The following is an 18,153-nucleotide window of genomic DNA, read 5'->3' on the forward strand; positions in this document are numbered from 1 at the left end:
TCAGCTCCGTTGCGTTAACTTGGAACGGGCACAACAAACCCGGTCGAACTGGTCGCTAAGGCGACAAGACCAAAGAGCTGGTTCACAAGACGGATCTCGCCTGTCGTGCCGGGCTGCGTCAGCAGGCAATGGCCGCGGCGGATCATGCGCATGATCTCAAAGCCCTTCAGGGTCGCAGAGGCCGTTCTCATCGTTCGGAAGCCGCGCGTCGGCCGGATCACGCGCTTGAGCGCACCGTGGTCTGCCTCAATGGTGTTCTTCAGATATTTCGAGGTGCGGTGTTTGACATCCTTCGACAACAAACCTTCGTTCTGCAGGCGCAGGATCGCCCTGGGATACGACGCCAGCTTGTCGGTCGTGATGGATGAGGGAGGATAGTCGCTCATGGTCTTTACGGCTTTACGCAAGAAGCGATAGGCTGCTCCGGTGTCGCGCCTGTCTGACAGCATGAAGGCGATGAGCTGACCGTGCTTGTCGATGGCCCGGAACAGGTATTTCCATCTGCCACCTACCCGAACATACGTTTCATCCACGCGCCACGACCCAGAACGGGGACCCTGATAGCGGCGGATCCGCTTCTCGATCTCAGGCGCATAGCGCTGAACCCAGCGGAAGATCGTGCTCGGGTCGACCGCAACACCGCGCTCGGACATCATTTCAGCCAGATTCCGGTAGCTGATGCCGTATTTGCAGTACCACCGCACGCACAGCAGGATGTCCTCAGCCGGAAAGCGGCGGCGCTTGAACAGGGACAACAGCACGGCTCCTCGGATGGCCGCTCCGGATTAAACTGCCGAGGTTAACGCAACAGTGCCCCATATAGAGCGTGTACGAGTAGACGTTGCCGCGAACACCAAGTGAGCCCGAGGCGCGGTGCCCGGTTCTTAAATGTCCGATTCGAAATGCGGCCCCGTGTGCGCAAGGTTTGCTTGAGCGAGGGCACTTCCCGTCTCTCGAAGCGCGCTTATGGAAACGTCGATTCGTTTCAGCGCAGGACTAGAGAGTCATGCAACCGATCAACATACTCGCGAAACTCGCGCATGAACGTTACGGCCAGTGCAGAGGTCGAATGCTGACGTGATCGCAGTGAAACGAAGCCGGAATCAATAAATGGTGTGAATGGTCTCGCCACCACTCCCTTGTCCAGAAATTCGGCTGCCGAGTAGGGATCGACCAAGCTGATCCCGCCACCTTCTGCCACCAGCAGGCAAGCGATGTGGGACAAGGGGGTCTCAAGCGAGATCGTGCGTGGAATATCGGCGAGAGCCATATCGATCCGAGATCGAAAGAAAGTCCCTGGTCCGATCCCCACGAAACGCTCGCCTCTGAGATCCGCAGGCTTGATGGATCTGCGCCGGGCCAACGGGTGGTCCTTTCGCATGACGGCAACGGCCGCGACCGGAATCGTCTCGATCTCGAGTCCGGCCCGATCGAGTGGACTATCCGCATAGCCAAAGTCGGCCTGCCCGCTTGCGACTGCGTCGAGAACAAGATGCGAGGGAGCCCCGCTGATCGTAATATGGACATCCGGCCGCTGAACCGAAAACCGGGCGACAAAACGGGTGAGAATGCTTCCGGCCAAGGCCGGCATCGCCGCAATCCGGAGCGATCCAGCAGTCTGCGCTCGAAGCGCCTGAGCAAACGCCCCGATCCGTGCCAATCCGACAAAGGACCGCTCAACCTCCTCAAGCAGAGCAGTCGCCTCGGCCGTCGGCACAACGTGGTTGCCGCGCCTCTCGAACAGGGTCAGGCCGGTCGATTCCTCCAGGCTTCGGATTAGCCGGCTGACGGCCGGTTGGGTGACGAAGAGCGCCTCGGAAGCGCTCGTGATGCTGCCGGTGAGCATAACCGCACGGAACGCTTCAATCTGACGTGAACTGATTTCCATAAGGCTCCGCCGCAGCATAACTTGAGAACATGCCAGCCTAATTAAATCTGATTTGACCTTATGCAAAGGCCTGCCCGATGTTGTGGCGTCGCTTCGGCAGGCTGGCAGACATAGAGCTGGCCATGACCGGGCCAAAAGATCAAACGAGGGAATGAGGACATGAGCACGTTGAAAGTTCTGGGCGCCGTTCTCGGCTTGACCGTCGCAGCGAGTGGAGCGGCGGCCCAGGAAAAGACAGTCAAGATCGCAACGGAAGGCGCTTACGCGCCCTGGAACTTCACGGGCGCAGGTGGCAAGCTCGAAGGCTTCGAGGTCGACCTGGCCAACGACCTGTGTGCCCGCATGAAGGTGCAGTGCGAGATCGTGGCCCAGGACTGGGACGGCATCATCCCGGCGCTCCAGGCCAAGAAGTACGACGCCATCATGGCCGGCATGAGCATCACGCCGAAGCGCGAGGAGGTGATGAGCTTCTCCCGAGCCTATGCCCTTCCAATCAATACCTTTGCCGTCGGTGCCACCGGAGATCTTGCCAAGCTGCCGGGCGACGGCAAGAGGATCAACCTGACAGCCGATGAGGCCGCCGGCAAGGCCGCAATCGCCGCGATGGCACCGGCCCTGAAAGGCAAAACTGTTGGAGTTCAGGGATCCACAACCGCCTCGGCCTTCGCGGACCAGTACCTCAAGGGGCTGGTCGAGATCCGCGAATACAAAACGACCGAGCAGCACGACCTCGACCTCGTTGCTGGCCGCATCGATGCAGTCCTGGCGAACATGACGGTTCTGACCGCGACAATCGCCAAGCCAGAGATGAAAGATATGAAGCTCGCTGGCCCCACTCTCCTCGGTGGCCCCTTTGGGCCTGGCATCGGCGTCGGCATCCGCAAGGAGGACACGGACCTGAAGAAGAAGTTTGATGAGGCCATTGCAGCCGCTTCAGCGGACGGCACGATTAAGGCGCTCAGCATGAAGTGGTTCAAGGTCGACATCGCGCCTTGAGCCCAAGATCCATCGTAACGGCGGGGCGGCCCAGGCGCGCCTCGCCTTTGGCGAACACGACCGCATGACCCATCATCGATCAGACCAAGAGCCCGATGTCGCCATCGTCGGCGGAGGCCTCATGGGAGCCTGCGTGGCATGGGGGCTTGCGCGGCAAGGACTGCGGGTCTGCGTCCTGGACGAGGGCGATATCGCCCTGCGGGCCTCGCGGGCGAACTTCGCCCTCATCTGGGTGCAGGGCAAGGGAATTGGCTTTCCGGCCTATGCGGCCTGGAGCAAGGCCGCGGCGGAGGCTTGGCCCCGGCTGGCCGCGGTGCTCCGATCTGAGACGGGCATCAATGTCGGCCTCGATCAGCCGGGCGGGTTCACCCTCTGCCTGTCAGACCGAGAATTGCAGGTGAATGTCGACGCGATGGTGCGCCTGCACAACCAGCCCGACACCGTGACCTATCCCTATGAAGTTCTGGATCATAACCAGACGAAGACCCGGCTTCCGGCCATCGGGCCCGATGTGAGCGGGGCGATCTATTGTCCCCTCGATGGGCACGTGAACTCCCTGCGCCTGTTCCGTGCCCTGCATGCCGCGATGAACGCACGCAGCGTCGACTACCGGGCCGATCATGCTGTCACCGCAATCGAACCGCGGGCCGGTGGCTTTGCGCTGACCGGAGCCTGGGGCGAGATGAGAGCTGCAAAAGTCGTTCTCGCCGCAGGACTCGGCAATGCGCGGCTGGCGCCGATGGTGGGGCTCGAGGCTCCGATGAGGCCGAGCCGCGGACAGATCATCGTCACCGAGAAGGCAGCTCCTTTCCTGCGCTATCCCGTCGTCACGGTTCGTCAGACCGATGAGGGCGGCGTCATGATTGGCGACAGCGAGGAGGCGGATGGCTCAAGCCTCAGGATCGATCACTCCATCTCTTCCGTTATGGCCGATCGGGCCATCCGGATGTTCCCTCTGCTCGGTGACCTGAATGTCGTCAGAACGTGGTCGGCCTTCCGCGTCATGACGCCGGACGGCTCGCCGGTTTACGAGCAGTCGGAAACCTGCCCCGGCGCCTTCGTCGCCATGGCGCATTCGGGCGTCACTTTGGCTCCTCAGCATGCCTTCTCGCTGACGGACTACATTGCCGCCGGGTCGATCCCGAAGGAAGCCGCTGTCTTCTCGACCAGGAGGTTCCGTGTTCCGGCGTCTGTCTGATCGCGCTTCGAGCGAAGTCACCTTCACCTTCGACGGGCTGCCAGTTACGGCGTCTGCAGGCGACAGCGTCGCCGCGGCGCTGCTGGCGGCAGGCGTCCGCGCCTGCCGCACGACACCCGTCTCGCGGACACCGCGGGGACCCTATTGCATGATGGGCGTGTGCTTCGAGTGCCTGGTCAGGATTGACGGCATGGACAACCGCCAGGGATGTCTCGTGACGGTGCGGGAGGGCATGAGGGTGGAGAGCCAGCGCGGTTCGCCGACTCTGGCAACGGAGCCTGCCCAATGACAGAGCGTATGCTCGGTAGAGAACGCGGGATCGCGGATCTCGCGGATGAATACGATGTGATCGTCGTCGGGGCGGGGCCGGCAGGTTTGTCGGCGGCAACGACGCTTGCGGGGACCAAGGCCCGGACGCTCCTCGTCGACGAGAACCAGACGCCCGGCGGCCAGATCTATCGCGCCGTCACCCTGGCGCAGCCGGTAGACCGGCAGAGACTGGGTGAGGACTACTGGCGCGGGCGGAGCATCGCCGAGGATTTCCTCCGTTCGGAGGCTGAGTATGCGCCGGCCACGACGGCCTGGAGCATCCAGCCCTTGCAGAGCGAGGGTGGACGAACCATCGGCCACGAGGTCGGGCTCTCATCGAATGGCGTGGCACGTCTCATCCAAGCCAGGCAGGTGGTTCTCGCCACGGGAGCATTGGAGCGCCCCTTCCCGATTCCGGGGTGGACCCTTCCTGGCCTCATGACCGCGGGAGCCGCCCAGATTGCCCTGAAGACATCGGGCCTCGTCCCGAGCGGAAAGGTCGTGATCGCGGGAACGGGTCCGCTTCTCTATCTCCTTGCGGCGCAGTTGATCGACGCGGGGGCAACGGTGTCGGCCGTTCTCGACACCACGCCGAGGGAGAACTGGCTTCGAGCCATTCGCTATGCCCCGGGCTTTCTGGTCTCGCCCTATCTGGCCAAGGGACTGAAGCTGCTGCGAACGGTGCAGCGCCGCACCCGGGTCATCCGATGGGTTTCCGCATTGGCGGCGGAAGGCGAGGGGGGGGTGAAGGAAGTCGTCTGGAGGGCTGGAGGCCGCGAGCACCGCATGCCTGCGGATCTCCTTCTGCTCCACCAGGGCGTTGTCCCCAACGTCAATTTCTCGAATGCCGCCGGCTGCGCTCACGAATGGGATGAGGCTCAGCTCACGTTCCGACCGCAGGTCGACGAGTGGTCTGCAAGCTCGATTGTCGGACTTGCCCTTGCGGGCGATGGGACCGGCATCGGGGGGGCTGAGGCGGCGGCGATCCAGGGCCGCATCGCAGGGCTGGGCTGCGCCTCCCGTCTTGGTCTCGTCGCACCGGCCGAGCGTGATCGACTGGCTGTTCCGCTCCGGAGGTCCCTCGCACGGGCCATGCGGGGCAGGCGGTTTCTCGATGAGCTGTACCGGCCCGGCAAGGAGTTTCGGGTGCCACAAGACCCGGACACCATCGTGTGCCGCTGCGAAGAGATCTCAGCCGGACAGATCCGGACGTCCGTGAGCGCAGGCGCAGGCGGTCCGAACCAGATGAAGGTGTTTCTCCGGTGCGGCATGGGGCCGTGCCAGGGCAGGCTCTGCGGGCTGACCGTGACCGAACTGATCGCAGACGAGCGCAGCAGGCATCCGTCGGAGATCGGATATTACCGGCTGCGGTTCCCAATCAAGCCATTGAGGCTGCGCGAACTCGCCACCCTGCCACAAACAGAAACAGCGAAAGTCGCCGTTCTGGCCGACCTCGCTGATACCCACCATTCCGCGGACTTGAACGAAAGGAAGCCTCAGTGACGGAACGCCATATTCAAACGCCGATCATGCATCGTGTTGTCGTGCACAACGACCTGGTCTTCGTCGGCGGAACGGTCGCGGACGATCTGTCGGTCGGACTGGAGGGGCAGACCGAACAAATCCTCACCAAGTTCGACCAGTATCTGAGCGCCGCTGGCACGGACAAATCGCGCCTGCTTTCCGCGACGATCTTCCTGACGGATCTCAACCGCAAGCCGGAGATGGATGCCGCCTGGAAGCGGTGGTTGGCTCCCAAGGACTTTCCGGCCCGCGCCACTGTTGGCGTTGCGGATCTTGGCGAAGATACCCTTGTCGAGATCATGATCACGGCAGCCCGCTAAGCCAGGACCAGCACCTCTACCGAAATGACGTTCTCAAGGGGCGACAGGCTCCAACCTTCGGGCCGCTGATCGTCAGCGGCCCTTTGTTTTGATCGAATCTCGCGCCGTCCTAGAACCCGAACGCCTCGCAGCGTACATCCTACACGGCAGCTTATCGCTTCTCGATCTCGGGCGCATAGCGCTGCACCCAGCGAAAAATCGTGGAGGCGTCGACCTTGATGCCGCGCTCCTGCATCATCTCGGCGAGGTCACGATAGCTGATGCCGTATTTGCAGTACCAGCGCACGCACAGCAGAACGATCTCAACCGGAAAGCGGCGGCGCTTGAACAGGGACAACAGGACGGCTCCTCGATTAGCCATCATCCCCTAAACGGTCAAGGTTAATGCAACAGTGCCGGTTTTTGCAAGGTTTAACGGCCATTGATGGGTTTGATCTCAAAAATTTGGTCTTAGCGATCATATTGATCCCTTACCAATTAAGCTCTTCTGAAATCTTTCGAGAGGCACCCTTCAATATCGAAACGAACCGCTCCAAGTCACTATCTTGGGTTCGAAAAGCTGGGGCAGCAATGTTCAGGGCAGCTATGACTGAGCCATCAAATGCGAGGACTGGAACCGCCACGGAGACCAGCTGGTCGCTTACTTCGCCTCTGCTGATGCAATATCCTGCTTTTCGGATCTCGCGCAGATGTGCCATGAGTTTGATGCGATCCGTAATGGTCCGCTGAGTAAAACGATCAAGACGCGCAGGCAGCAATTGTAGCTGCTGCGGGAGGAACGCCAGTAAGACTTTACTTGAACCCGCATAGAGGGGCCGTCTTCGCCCAATTAGCGCGTGCACACGAAGGTCACGACTCGGCTCGAACTTAGCAATACAGAGTGACTCCGCATTATCAATGATGCGGAGTTGAACTGTTTCGTTCACTTTCTGGCCTACGCTTTCGAGAATTGGGCTGGCAATTTTCACTAGATCAACCTGGGTTGATGCCGCCGTTCCTAGAACGATAATTGCATTCCCAAGCCGGTAACCTCCTTCGGACGTCTTTCGGACTAAACCTCTGTGTTCCAGTGTGCGTAACATACGCAAAATTCTTGGCTTTGTTTGGTTGAGTTTTCGCGCAATATCCGTCAGGCGGGTGTCGGGGCTCTTCGCGACTGCCATCAGTACGGAAATAGAGACGTCAACTGCCTGAATAATATCAGTATTTTCTTCCATAATGAGCTCCTCCAGAAAAGTCTCGGCTCCGCATTCCGGATGGAATAATAGCATGCCTAGCGTGGTTTCACCTACCGTAACACGCGTCTTCTCTATTTGACACGGTTATGACGAGTTCCTATCCCTGACGTTAAGAGATGGGATCAAGCCCATCCGTCAGGCTGGTACCAAGACCAGTATCGAACCTAAGAAAGAACGGAGAGGGATATGGCTAAAAGCCGTTTGAAGGGGGCCGTGGTTGCCCTGCTTGCAACAGTGGCAGCGCCTGCGATTGCATATGCGCAGAACGCCTCGCTAACGATCGGGATGTCAACGACACCAACGACGCTTGATCCCCATGAAGACAGTTCGGCTCCGAACAATGCGACCTCGCGGCACATTTGGGACAGCCTTATCAATCTGACCGGGACGTCGACTAACGAACCGGAACTGGCGACGAGCTGGAAGCTGATCGATCCCACCCATTGGGAGTTCAAACTTCGCGACGGCGTCACCTTCCACGATGGCAGCAAATTCGACGCTGAGGACGTGATCGCCTCTCTGCTCCGTGCCCGAGACAAGAAGAGCCAGGGCTTTGCCGCTTATACGCGAAGCATTGCCAAAGTCACCGCCTCTGACCCGCTGACGGTCGTGGTGGAAACAACGGTGCCGGATCCACTGCTGTTGAACTCGATCAGCCGCATCCGCATCATCAGCGCTGACTGCGCGCAAGCTCCCGTGCAAGATTTCGAAAGCGGTAAGTGCGCCGTAGGGACAGGGGCCTATACTTTCGCTTCCTATGGTCCCGGGGATCGTCTTGTGCTCAAGCGCAACCCGAAATACTTCGCTGGCGCGTCGCACTGGTCGGACGTGACTTTGCGCTTTCTCCCGGATGATGGTGCCCGTCTAGCTTCGCTGCTTTCCGGCGAAATTGACATCATTGAAGCCCTTCCGGCGGATGGAATGAAGCGCGTCGAAGGCAGCAAGGAACTCCAGGTCATCGCCGGCCAGTCCTCTCGCTTCGTTTATCTCGGCATGGATGTGAGCCGCGATGTATCGCCATTCGTGAAGGCTAGCGATGGTTCGGCGCTGGCTAAAAACCCACTCAAGGACGAGCGTGTGCGCCGCGCCATCCTCATGGGCATCAACCGTCCGGCGATCGTCGACCGTGTGATGCAGAAGAACGGCACCGTCGCCGATCAGTTCGTGGCGGAAGGCTACATGGGCCATTCCAAGACGGTGAAGCCGATCGGTTATGATCCCAATGCGGCCAAGGCACTGCTGGCCGAGGCTGGCTATCCTAATGGGTTCCAGCTCACTCTCCATGGTCCGTCAGGACGCTATGTGAAGGATAGCGAAGTTCTGCAGGCCGTCGGACAAATGCTGTCGCGGATCGGCATTAAGGCCCAGGTGGAAGTCCGTCCATGGTCGATGTATTCCGATGCGTACGCAGCGGGTGAATTCAGCGCTTTCCTCGGCTCGTGGGGCGTGAACACCGGCGAGACGACCAATCCGGCCGTCGCGCTGGTCGCCACGCGAAACAAGGACAAGGGTACGGGCCGTTACAACGGCGGCGGGATCTCGGACTCTGAGATCGATGCAGTGCTCGCACGGGCTACTTCCACTCTTGAGCAGTCGGCGCGCCTGCCACTGCTGGAAGAACTGTCCAACCTGACGTTCAATCGTCTCTGGGTCTTGCCCATGCATTACGAGAACGTTGTGCTCGGCGCAAAAAAGAGCGTTGTCTATACGCCGCGCGGCGACAAGTACACGCTGGCTTACGATGTAAAGCTAGCACAGTAGGCGCAGTCAGGCGGGCAGCCTCTCGAGCTGCCCGCCCACCGTTCCCAGGAGAATACGATGCAAGAACTTGGCACGAGCGGCGCGGCCGCCCGCGCGCGGGCGATCTATGACTATGGACATACAGCGATCTTTGCCTCGTCCGTCGACCCGAGGCTGCATATGCTGCTTTATGTTCCGCCGACTGCTGCGGAAGGGCGCAAGCTCGACCTTCTTGTCGCTGTTCATGGAACGAGCCGTACCTCGGCCATCGAATTCCGCGATGGTTTCGCCGAGTTCGGCCTGTACAACGATTGCGCGATCCTGTGCCCGATTTTTCCCATGAACGTTTTGGGCGACGGCGCCCGATCCGGCTATAAATACGTGGAAGAGGGCGATATCCGTTACGACCGTATTGTGCTTGCAATGGTCGAGGAGATGGCTCTGAAATATGATCAGGATTGGTCGCAATTTGCGATGTTTGGCTTCTCCGGCGGCGGACATTTCACCCATCGCTTCGCCATTCTGCATCCTGAAAAGCTCTGGGCAGCGTCGGTCGGCGCGCCGGGCTCGGTGACTCTGCTCGACCCCAGCCGCGACTGGTGGGTTGGCATACGGAATTTGGGGGAGCGCTTCGGCAAACCGTTTAACCGCGAGTCGCTGGCAAAAGTGCCGGTTCACATGGTGGTTGGTGATGCCGATCTCGAAACCTGGGAAATCACTCATAAGCCCTGCAGCAAATACTACATCGAAGGCGCCAATGACGCCGGTGAGACGCGGCCTGAGCGCTTAGAGGCACTCGCGCAGTCCTTTCGCAATGCAGGAGTCACGGTCACGCTTGATAAGGTTCCAGGCGCCGCACACGACCGCATGAAGGTGCTGCCCTACGTTAAGAACTTCCTCGCCAGGACTCTGGCCGCGAGGCGTGCAAAATGAAGAATGCGACAATCGTGGCGCCGCAGCCTGAGGCCGTGGAGGCGGGGGCTGCCGTTTTGAAGCGGGGTGGCAATGCGGTCGATGCCGCACTTGCATGCGCCTTCGTGCAGGGCGTCGTCGATCCTCAGATGGCCGGAATCGGCGGCTTCGGGTCCATGCATGTCTACATGCCGGAGAAGGGCGTCCATGACATCCTCGAGTTTTACGCCCGTGCTCCTCTCGCCGCGACGCCGGACATGTGGGTCGACAAAGTGCAGGGTCAAAGCCGGGATGGCTTCGGCTATATCCTGGACGGCAATATCTCCGACATCGGATATCTCGCGGTCTGCACTCCCGGATCTCTGAAAGGCTATGAGACAGCGCTGCGTGACTACGGCACGTTCGATTGGGCTGACATAATTGCGCCTGCTGTCGATTTCGCCCGCAACGGATTCATGATCCGCAATCACATGCACTGGTACTGGGCCAAGGACCAGTCCGGGGACGGCTTCGCGAACACCCAGGACAAGCTGCGTTACTCCGCAACGGGCAGGCGCGTCTATTTCCATGAGGACGGCAAGCTGCGTGGCGTCGGCGAGATCCTTCGCAACACGGATATGGCTGATACTCTGGAACGCATCGCCAGAAGTGGCGGTTCCGACATCTTCTACCATGGCGAGATCGCCGAACAGATCGCAGAGGACTTCGCGGCCAATGACGGGCTGATCACTCGCGAGGATCTTGCGCAATACGAACTTTCCAAGATAGCCCCGATCTGGGGTGATTACCGGGGGCACCGCATTGCGACCTCTCCGCCGCCTGGTTCGGGTTTCCCGATGCTCGAACTGCTGCACATCATGGAAAACTTCGATGTTGGTGCGATGGAGCATGGAGGCACCGAGCACGTCCGTACCTTGTTCGAGGCCATGAAGCGCATGACCATCGACAAGGATACTCATATGGGCGACCCTTCCTATGTCGAGGTTCCTTTCCAGCGCCTGCTGTCGAAGGAGCACGCTGCCGCGCACGCTGCTGCGATCAAGGCGGGGGAGAGGGCGAATGTGCGCAGGCTGGACCGCTCTCAGCGCGACACTACTCATATTTCCGTCATTGACAAGTACGGCAATGCTGTTGCGATGACACATACGCTCGGCAGCCCGTCAGGCGCAATTACGGAGGGCCTTGGCTTCATGTACAATGGTACGATGAGCCGGTTTAATCCATTTCCCGGTCATGCCGGATCCATCGCACCGGGAAAGCGAAGGCCCAGTTCAGCAGCGCCGACAATCGTCTTCAAAGGAGACGAGCCGATCGTGGTCGTTGGCGCGCCAGGGGGCAGCTATATAGCTCCCACAGTGGCGCAGTGCATCATGAACATAATCGACTTCGACATGTCCGTGTTGGAGGCCGTCGTGGCTCCACGTATCGTTGGCGTCTCGAACAAGGTCGATATCTGTAATCGCATTCTCCGCTCAGTTGAAAATGACCTCCGTAGTGAAGGTTACGACATAGCCCGCTCACCTCAGACCTATGCGTTTGCCGCACTTCATGCCATTAAAATTGAGAATGGTTTATCGAAGGGGGCAGCTGATCCGCAGCGTGATGGGCTTGCGCTATCAGTTCGCTGAACGAGGAATGCGCCAATGGTAACCTCTCTGATACGGCGATTGATGCAAGCTGTCTTCGTCATCGTTGCTATGACGGTGATCGTCTTCGTGGGTGTCAACGTCATCGGCAATCCGGTAGATATTCTTATCAATCCTGATGCCAACCAGGCGGAGAGGGCGCGTGTAATCGCGCATTATGGATTGGATCAGCCGTTATGGAAGCAGTATCTTCTTTTCTTGCAAGGTTTAATCAGAGGTGATTTCGGCGATAGCTTTGTCTATGGCCGACCCGCACTCGGGTTAATTCTTGAGCGGCTGCCCGCGACTTTGGAGCTGGCAATTACAGCACTGTTCATTGCTGTGGTGGTTGGCCTACCGCTAGGTCTTTACGCGGGACTCTACCCCGGCTGGCTTTCCTCACGCATCATCATGACCGGCTCCATCCTTGGGTTTTCATTGCCCACTTTCTGGGTTGGGCTGATGCTGATTATGGTATTTGCCGTAGAACTTGGCTGGCTGCCGACGAATGGGCGTGGAACCACGATTGAATTCCTTGGCGGACACTGGTCGTTCCTGACGCAGGACGGTTTGAAACACCTTCTCCTACCTGCATTCAATCTAGCCTTGTTCAAGACTTCCTTGATCCTGAGGCTGACCCGTGCAGGGGTTCAGGAAGTTCTGCCCCAGGACTTCGTCAAATTCGCGCGCGCCAAGGGATTGCGCGAAAGCCGGGTGATCTTCGTACATGTTCTCAAAAATCTCATGATCCCCGTCGTGACCATCATTGGTTTGGAGTTCGGGTCGCTCATTGCCTTCTCAGTCGTCACAGAAAGCATCTTCGCCTGGCCGGGAATGGGAAAGCTCATTATTGACTCAATCAATTTGCTCGATCGTCCTGTGATCGTTGCTTATCTCATGATGATGGTCCTGCTGTTCGTTGTCCTAAATTTCGTGATCGACGTCTGTTACACGCTGCTGGACCCGCGTGTCCGCCTCGACTCAAAGGCCTGACCTATGACTGCAGCCCCTGTCGTAAACTCACCGACTACTCCACCCGAGCAGGGACATCTCCGTCGACAGATCCAACATTTCATGCGATCGCCAGGAGCTGTTATTGGGCTCGTCGTTCTCGCCACAATGATCGTGTTGGCAATTTTTGCCCCACTGATCTCACCGCAAGACCCGTATGACTTGACTCAACTGGACATTCTCGACGGGCGTCTACCGCCCGGATTAGAGTCAGCCTCGGGCCTTGTGTATCACCTCGGCACCGACAGTCAGGGGCGAGATATTCTCTCTGGCATTCTTTATGGGCTGAGGACGTCGCTGATGGTAGGCGTCCTTTCCGCTTTCGCTGCAGCGATCATAGGGACCACTGCAGGGCTGTTCGCCGCCTACATGGGACGGCGAACGGAGAGCGCAGTCATGAGATTGGTCGATCTGCAATTGTCCTTTCCAACCATCCTCATGGCATTGATGATGCTGGCTGTCTTGGGCAAAGGCGTCATCAACGTTATTATTGCTCTCATAATCGCCGAATGGGCCACGTATGCTCGGACGGTACGCGGCACGGCTCTTGTGGAACGCGAGAAGGAATATATCGAGGCTGCACGGTCCCTTCGCCTCCCAAGCTGGCGTATCCTTTTCCGGCACTTGTTGCCGAACTGTCTCGCGCCAGTCATCGTGATTGCGACTATGCAGGTCGCCCGCGCCATCGGGCTTGAAGCCACGCTGTCTTTCCTTGGACTTGGTGCATCCGTGACCGAACCGTCCTTGGGAATGCTGATCTCGAACGGATATCAGTATCTCCTGACTGGTCTCTACTGGATCAGCTTCTTCCCGGGTATCGCACTCTTGATCACCATTGTCTCTATCAATCTCGTCGGCGACCGGCTGCGCGACGTGCTGAACCCGAGAAACCAGTAATGGCTCCCCTTCTTGAAGTTCGCAATTTGGTCACTGAGTTCGGCAGCAAGCCTGGTCTGCGCGCTGTGAACGATGTGTCGTTTACTCTCAACCGGGGAAGGGTCCTTGGCCTTGTCGGGGAGTCGGGATCCGGCAAGTCTGTCACCGGCTTTTCGATTATGGGCCTATTGGACAGCCCTGGAAGAGTAACCAATGGGCAAGTTCTCTTCGATGGCGTCGACATCACTCGTCTTACCGGCGAAGAGATGCGTCGTATGCGCGGCAAGCGGATCGCGATGGTCTTCCAGGATCCAATGATGACACTGAATCCTGTCTTGACTGTCGGGGCTCAAATGATCGAGGCCGTACGCGCCCATGAAAACGTCAGCCGTGACGTTGCGCGTCAGCGTTCCCGTGATGCTTTGGGCCTCGTTGGTATTCCCAGTCCCGAAGAGCGGCTCTCAGCCTATCCGCATCAGTTCTCTGGCGGCATGCGGCAGCGTGTGGCGATTGCTATTGCTGTGCTCCATCGTCCGGATCTGATCATCGCGGATGAACCGACGACCGCGTTGGATGTCACGATTCAGAGCCAGATTATCTCAGAATTCCAGAAGCTCACGGAAGAGTCGAACACGGCGGTCATCTGGATCACTCACGATCTCGCCATCGTCTCACGTCTGGCTGACGATATCGCCGTCATGTATGCGGGGCGCCTGGTTGAAACCGGGAGCGTCGCCGAGGTCCTGGGAGATCCGCGACATCCTTACACACGCGGCTTGATTGCTTCAGTCCCGTCAGAAAACCGGCGCGGGCAGCCTCTGCGCCAGATCCCTGGCACGACACCCTCAATCGCGCGGTTGCCCACCGGTTGCAGCTTCCGCACCCGATGTCACAGGGCCACTGAGCATTGCACCGTTTTGCCAGCGCTCATTCAGGAAGGAGCACGCGCCTTCCGTTGCACACATCCTGTGGCAAAGGTTGAAGCATGATGCCCGACATGTCTCCTCCCCTCGTCGAAGCCGTCGGCGTCTCGCGTCGATTCGGCCCAAAGCCCGACTTGGCGGCAAAGATCGCATTACGCTTGGGCCTCACCAAGCCTGCGCCGATCGTTCATGCCTTGGACAACGTAAGTCTGACCATTCGCAAAGGAGAGGTGGTCGGATTAGTTGGTGAAAGTGGCTGCGGGAAGTCCACGCTGGGACGAGTTATTGCTGGTATTATCCCGCAAAGCGAGGGCAAAATCCTCTGGCAAGGGGCTGTCCGCGAGACCATGAAGCCAGCCGAGCGCCGTGCTGCCGATCTTGCCACGCAGATGATCTTTCAAAACCCTATGGCTGCGCTCAACCCACGTATGACAGTGGAGGAGATCGTATCTGAAGCTCCGCGCACCCACGGCCTCATCCCTAAGGGCAAAAGAGCCGCGTATGTGGATCGCTACCTGCGCTTTGCAGGCTTTGATCCAACGATGAAAGGACGATATCCGCATCAGTTCTCCGGTGGTCAGCGTCAACGGGTCAATATTGCACGGGCTCTGGCGGTTCAACCCGAGTTTCTCGTTTGTGATGAGAGTGTTGCGGCTCTCGATGTTTCGATCCAGGCACAGGTCATCAATCTATTCATGGAGCTGCGGGATAGGCTGGATCTGACTTATCTCTTCGTTAGCCACGACCTTGGCGTGGTCGAGCATATCTCAGATCGCGTGGCAATCATGTACCTGGGGCGCATCGTAGAGGAAGCTCCAGTGGAGGAGGTCTTCCGCCGCCCCAATCATCCCTACACAAAGGCACTTTTGGCGGAAGTACCGAGGATTGAACCTGCCAAGCGCCGTTTCAAGCCCGTAGAGGGGGAACTTTCGAGCCCGCTTAGTCCGCCGAAGGGATGCCATTTCCACCCACGGTGCCCATTCGCCATGGAACGCTGCCGAACAGAGATTCCAAAAAAGAAGGAAATTGCGCCGGGCCACCTCTCGGCGTGCCATTTGAACGATGCGTAACTCGGAATGCTCCCTTTTCTCTTATGCTAAAGGGAGCTCTGGCAACATCCGTATCGCGAAAGTCAGCAGCAGCCCATGTGAGCGAAACCGAGATTGAGTACCTTAAGCAAATCTGTTGAGGCGTGGGTTCACGGCTTCTCCCCGCAACAATTTCCCTACCTACGTTTCGCTCTAGCCCTGCTTCTTGGCGCGCTCGGAGGTTGGATATTCCTTAAGCTGGGACTGCCCTTACCATGGATGCTGGGCTCGATGGTTGCTTGCACCTTAGCTTCCGTGATGCGGGTGCCAGTTGTTGCTCCAGCCTGCGTGCGACCTCCGATGACGATGATCATCGGAGTAATGCTCGGGACCGGATTCACGCCGCAGATCGTCGAAAGTGTGCGGGGTTGGATTCCTACGGTGCTGGGTTTAGCAGCATTCATCCTGGTGAGCGGCGCTGCCTGTATCATCTACTTTCGCCGTGTCGCAGGATTTGATCGCCCCACAGCCTACTTCGCCGGAATGCCGGGCGGCTTGATGGAGATGGTGATCGCTGGCGAGGAAAAAGGGGGCGACGCCCGCACCATCGCGCTCGTTCATTCCGCGCGTATTCTCCTTGTCGTGCTCACGCTGCCATTTCTCGTGCGGCTCATCAGCGGTGTTTCCCTTGGAGCAAGATCCCAGTTCGGTTTGTCGGTTTTTGAAACGCCTTGGCGCGACGAGCTTTGGCTCCTCGCAACTGCGCTGACTGGAGCTTTGCTGGGACATGCACTGCGCCTTCCAGCCCGGCTGCTTCTCGGACCCATGCTGGCCAGCGCAGCGGTACATGCCCTTGGGATGACCCATTTCAAGCCAGCCACCGAGATCGTCAATGTTGCGCAACTCGTTCTAGGAACCACGATCGGCTGCCGTTTTGCCGGCACAGCTCCGCGAGAAATCATCCGTATTCTCACACTGTCGCTGGGATCAACGGTCATCCTTCTTGCGTGCACTGCAGCGTTCGCAGCTGGAGTAAGCCACATGTCATCTCATGGCCAAGTCCCTTTGCTGCTGGCCTACTCGCCGGGTGGGTTAGCCGAGATGAGCCTTATCGCGCTTTCCCTTGGCATCGAGGTTGCCTTTGTTGCGGCCCACCACATCATCCGTGTGTTCATTGTGATGATAGGGGCCACGCCGGTATTTGCTCTCCTGGGACACCCAAAATGAATAGCATTGCGAGGGTTCCGTCGCAAATTTGGTTTGGACGCGAGAAAGCGGCAGCATTTTATGAAGCGATCATGCGGCGAGCAGTTCGAACTGGTCTGCAAGTGACAGCTGCGGATTGCTGGCGTACTGCGCCTGTCCATTGCGGGTATTGTCACGGGAATAACTGACGGGTTGGGCTCATGCGCGGTAGGGTAGGGGATGCAGCCCATCTCCTATGCTCGTCATCAGTTTCCGCCCGAGATCATCCGGCACGCTATCTGGTTATACCTCCGATTCACTCTCAGCTACCGCGACGTGGAAGAACTCCTGGCTGAGCGGGGTCTGGAGATCTCCTATGAGACAATCCGCCGGTGGGTGCTCAAATTCGGACCCGCGTTTGCCCGGAACTTACGCCGACTGCAATCCCGACCCACTGGCACCTGGCACTTGGACGAGATGGTAGTCTCAATTCAGGGCCGGCGCATGTATCTGTGGCGCGCTGTCGATAGTGAGGGCGAGATCCTCGACATCCTTGTGCAACCGAGGCGGGACAAGGCTTCTGCTGTTAAGCTCATGCGCAAACTGCTCAAGAAGCAAGGCTTTGCTCCAACCGTGCTCGTAACCGACAAACTACCATCCTACAGAGCGGCCAAGCGAGAGTTGGGCCTCTCCGCTTGTCATGAGCAGGGTTTGCGCAAGAACAACCGTGCCGAGAACTCGCATCAAGTGGTGCGACGACGCGAGCGGAAGATGCAGGGCTTCAAGTCGGCTGGTTCAGCCCAGCGCTTCCTGACCATGCACTCCGCGGTCCACAACACCTTCAATCTCCAGCGTCATCTGATTTCCCGCCGCACGTTGCGCCTCTTCAGAGCAGAGGCCGCCCACGCATGGGACCAAGTGATGGCTGCCGCCTGAAAGACTGGTAATATGTGGCTTCATTTGGCCTTGCTAAAGTTCCTGTGACAGAGCCCCAGCGCAAGACTCGACACCTTTGGAAAGCCGTATGATGCTTGCAGGCGGCGGCGTGAGACCGTACCTAACCGGGAGGAAGAGATGTCGAGATCACCAGGTGGGCGCCGTCCGAGCGATCCCCTGAAGGCTGCGGAGGCGGCCTTCAAGAAGGCGACCACGAAGCCGGTCGAAGGGCCGCCGAAAGCGGCAGCGATTCCTGGGGTGAAGGAGACGGTCACGCTTCGCATTGATCAGGATGTGCTGGAGTTCTTCCAGCAGGACGGCCCAGGCTGGCAGGACCGGATCAATGCAGCCCTGCGGAAGGCCGCCGGCAAGTGAGGGGCGGCAATCCTTGAGTGGCCTTGAGTGGATGGCGCTTGTGGCACTATCCAAGCAATGTCCGATCCT

At 58.9% G+C, this 18,153-nt stretch carries 18 protein-coding genes and 1 pseudogene; 15 read left to right on the forward strand and 4 right to left on the reverse strand.

Annotation, left to right across the window (positions count from 1 at the left end):
* Positions 1-14: 14 nt before the first annotated feature.
* Together ACUXUR_RS15895 and ACUXUR_RS15900 are read right to left on the reverse strand one after the other, a co-directional pair.
* Positions 15-755: an IS6 family transposase gene (locus ACUXUR_RS15895; RefSeq protein WP_445503319.1), complete on the reverse strand. Its 741-nt coding sequence runs from the start codon at positions 753-755 to the stop codon at positions 15-17.
* 230 nt (positions 756-985) lie between these two features.
* On the reverse strand, positions 986-1,888 hold the full coding sequence (locus ACUXUR_RS15900; RefSeq protein ID WP_445503320.1) for a LysR family transcriptional regulator: 903 nt from the start codon (positions 1,886-1,888) through the stop codon (positions 986-988).
* A gap of 159 nt (positions 1,889-2,047) precedes the next feature.
* Here ACUXUR_RS15900 and ACUXUR_RS15905 point away from each other — a divergent pair, with 159 nt between their 5' ends.
* From ACUXUR_RS15905 to ACUXUR_RS15925, 5 genes are all read left to right on the forward strand, one after another.
* Positions 2,048-2,884, forward strand: a complete 837-nt coding sequence (locus ACUXUR_RS15905) for a lysine/arginine/ornithine ABC transporter substrate-binding protein (protein ID WP_445503321.1) — start codon at positions 2,048-2,050, stop codon at positions 2,882-2,884.
* Positions 2,885-2,948: 64 nt separating this feature from the next.
* Complete coding sequence (locus ACUXUR_RS15910) at positions 2,949-4,082, forward strand: NAD(P)/FAD-dependent oxidoreductase (protein ID WP_445503322.1); 1,134 nt, start codon at positions 2,949-2,951, stop codon at positions 4,080-4,082.
* Positions 4,063-4,371, forward strand: a complete 309-nt coding sequence (locus tag ACUXUR_RS15915) for a (2Fe-2S)-binding protein (protein WP_445503323.1) — start codon at positions 4,063-4,065, stop codon at positions 4,369-4,371. The genes ACUXUR_RS15910 and ACUXUR_RS15915 overlap by 20 nt, the downstream gene beginning before the upstream one ends.
* Complete coding sequence (locus ACUXUR_RS15920) at positions 4,368-5,894, forward strand: FAD-dependent oxidoreductase (RefSeq protein WP_445503324.1); 1,527 nt, start codon at positions 4,368-4,370, stop codon at positions 5,892-5,894. The genes ACUXUR_RS15915 and ACUXUR_RS15920 overlap by 4 nt, the downstream gene beginning before the upstream one ends.
* The gene (locus tag ACUXUR_RS15925) at positions 5,891-6,235 is read left to right on the forward strand and encodes a RidA family protein (RefSeq protein ID WP_445503325.1); all 345 of its coding nucleotides are present in this window, start codon (positions 5,891-5,893) and stop codon (positions 6,233-6,235) included. Before ACUXUR_RS15920 ends, ACUXUR_RS15925 begins: the two co-directional genes overlap by 4 nt.
* A 154-nt stretch (positions 6,236-6,389) precedes the next feature.
* On the opposite strand, the pseudogene ACUXUR_RS15930 reads toward ACUXUR_RS15925, so the two are convergent.
* Positions 6,390-6,572 (reverse strand): annotated as a pseudogene (locus ACUXUR_RS15930) (IS6 family transposase); the annotation flags it as partial.
* A 133-nt stretch (positions 6,573-6,705) separates the two neighbouring features.
* Positions 6,706-7,452 carry an IclR family transcriptional regulator gene (locus ACUXUR_RS15935; RefSeq protein WP_445503326.1) on the reverse strand — a complete coding sequence of 249 codons (747 nt, stop codon included), beginning with the start codon at positions 7,450-7,452 and terminating at the stop codon, positions 6,706-6,708.
* Positions 7,453-7,659: 207 nt separating this feature from the next.
* On the opposite strand from ACUXUR_RS15935, the gene ACUXUR_RS15940 reads away from it, so the two are divergent.
* The 10 genes from ACUXUR_RS15940 to ACUXUR_RS15985 all read left to right on the forward strand — a co-directional run bounded on the left by ACUXUR_RS15940 (position 7,660) and on the right by ACUXUR_RS15985 (position 18,084).
* Positions 7,660-9,234: an ABC transporter substrate-binding protein gene (locus ACUXUR_RS15940; protein ID WP_445503327.1), complete on the forward strand. Its 1,575-nt coding sequence runs from the start codon at positions 7,660-7,662 to the stop codon at positions 9,232-9,234.
* A 57-nt stretch (positions 9,235-9,291) separates the two neighbouring features.
* Positions 9,292-10,146 (forward strand): alpha/beta hydrolase, encoded by an 855-nt coding sequence (locus tag ACUXUR_RS15945; RefSeq protein ID WP_445503328.1) that lies wholly within the window; start codon positions 9,292-9,294, stop codon positions 10,144-10,146.
* Entirely contained in the window at positions 10,143-11,753 is a 1,611-nt protein-coding gene (ggt, locus tag ACUXUR_RS15950; protein ID WP_445503329.1) for a gamma-glutamyltransferase, read from the forward strand. The genes ACUXUR_RS15945 and ggt overlap by 4 nt, the downstream gene beginning before the upstream one ends.
* Before the next feature lie 15 nt (positions 11,754-11,768).
* A complete protein-coding gene (locus ACUXUR_RS15955) occupies positions 11,769-12,743 on the forward strand; it encodes an ABC transporter permease (protein ID WP_445503330.1) in 975 nt (324 codons plus the stop codon).
* Positions 12,744-12,746: 3 nt separating this feature from the next.
* Positions 12,747-13,658, forward strand: a complete 912-nt coding sequence (locus ACUXUR_RS15960; protein ID WP_445503331.1) for an ABC transporter permease — start codon at positions 12,747-12,749, stop codon at positions 13,656-13,658.
* Complete coding sequence (locus ACUXUR_RS15965) at positions 13,658-14,626, forward strand: ABC transporter ATP-binding protein (protein WP_445503332.1); 969 nt, start codon at positions 13,658-13,660, stop codon at positions 14,624-14,626. The genes ACUXUR_RS15960 and ACUXUR_RS15965 overlap by 1 nt, the downstream gene beginning before the upstream one ends.
* Positions 14,626-15,630, forward strand: a complete 1,005-nt coding sequence (locus ACUXUR_RS15970) for an ABC transporter ATP-binding protein (RefSeq protein ID WP_445503456.1) — start codon at positions 14,626-14,628, stop codon at positions 15,628-15,630. The genes ACUXUR_RS15965 and ACUXUR_RS15970 overlap by 1 nt, the downstream gene beginning before the upstream one ends.
* Positions 15,631-15,723: 93 nt before the next feature.
* On the forward strand, positions 15,724-16,815 hold the full coding sequence (locus ACUXUR_RS15975; RefSeq protein ID WP_445503333.1) for an AbrB family transcriptional regulator: 1,092 nt from the start codon (positions 15,724-15,726) through the stop codon (positions 16,813-16,815).
* Positions 16,816-17,013: 198 nt separating this feature from the next.
* Positions 17,014-17,709, forward strand: coding sequence for an IS6 family transposase (locus tag ACUXUR_RS15980; RefSeq protein WP_445503334.1), 696 nt, complete (start codon positions 17,014-17,016; stop codon positions 17,707-17,709).
* Positions 17,710-17,847: 138 nt separating this feature from the next.
* Positions 17,848-18,084, forward strand: coding sequence for a BrnA antitoxin family protein (locus tag ACUXUR_RS15985; RefSeq protein ID WP_445503335.1), 237 nt, complete (start codon positions 17,848-17,850; stop codon positions 18,082-18,084).
* The last annotated feature ends 69 nt before the right edge of the window (positions 18,085-18,153 follow it).

Source organism: Microvirga medicaginis, from assembly GCF_052658925.1.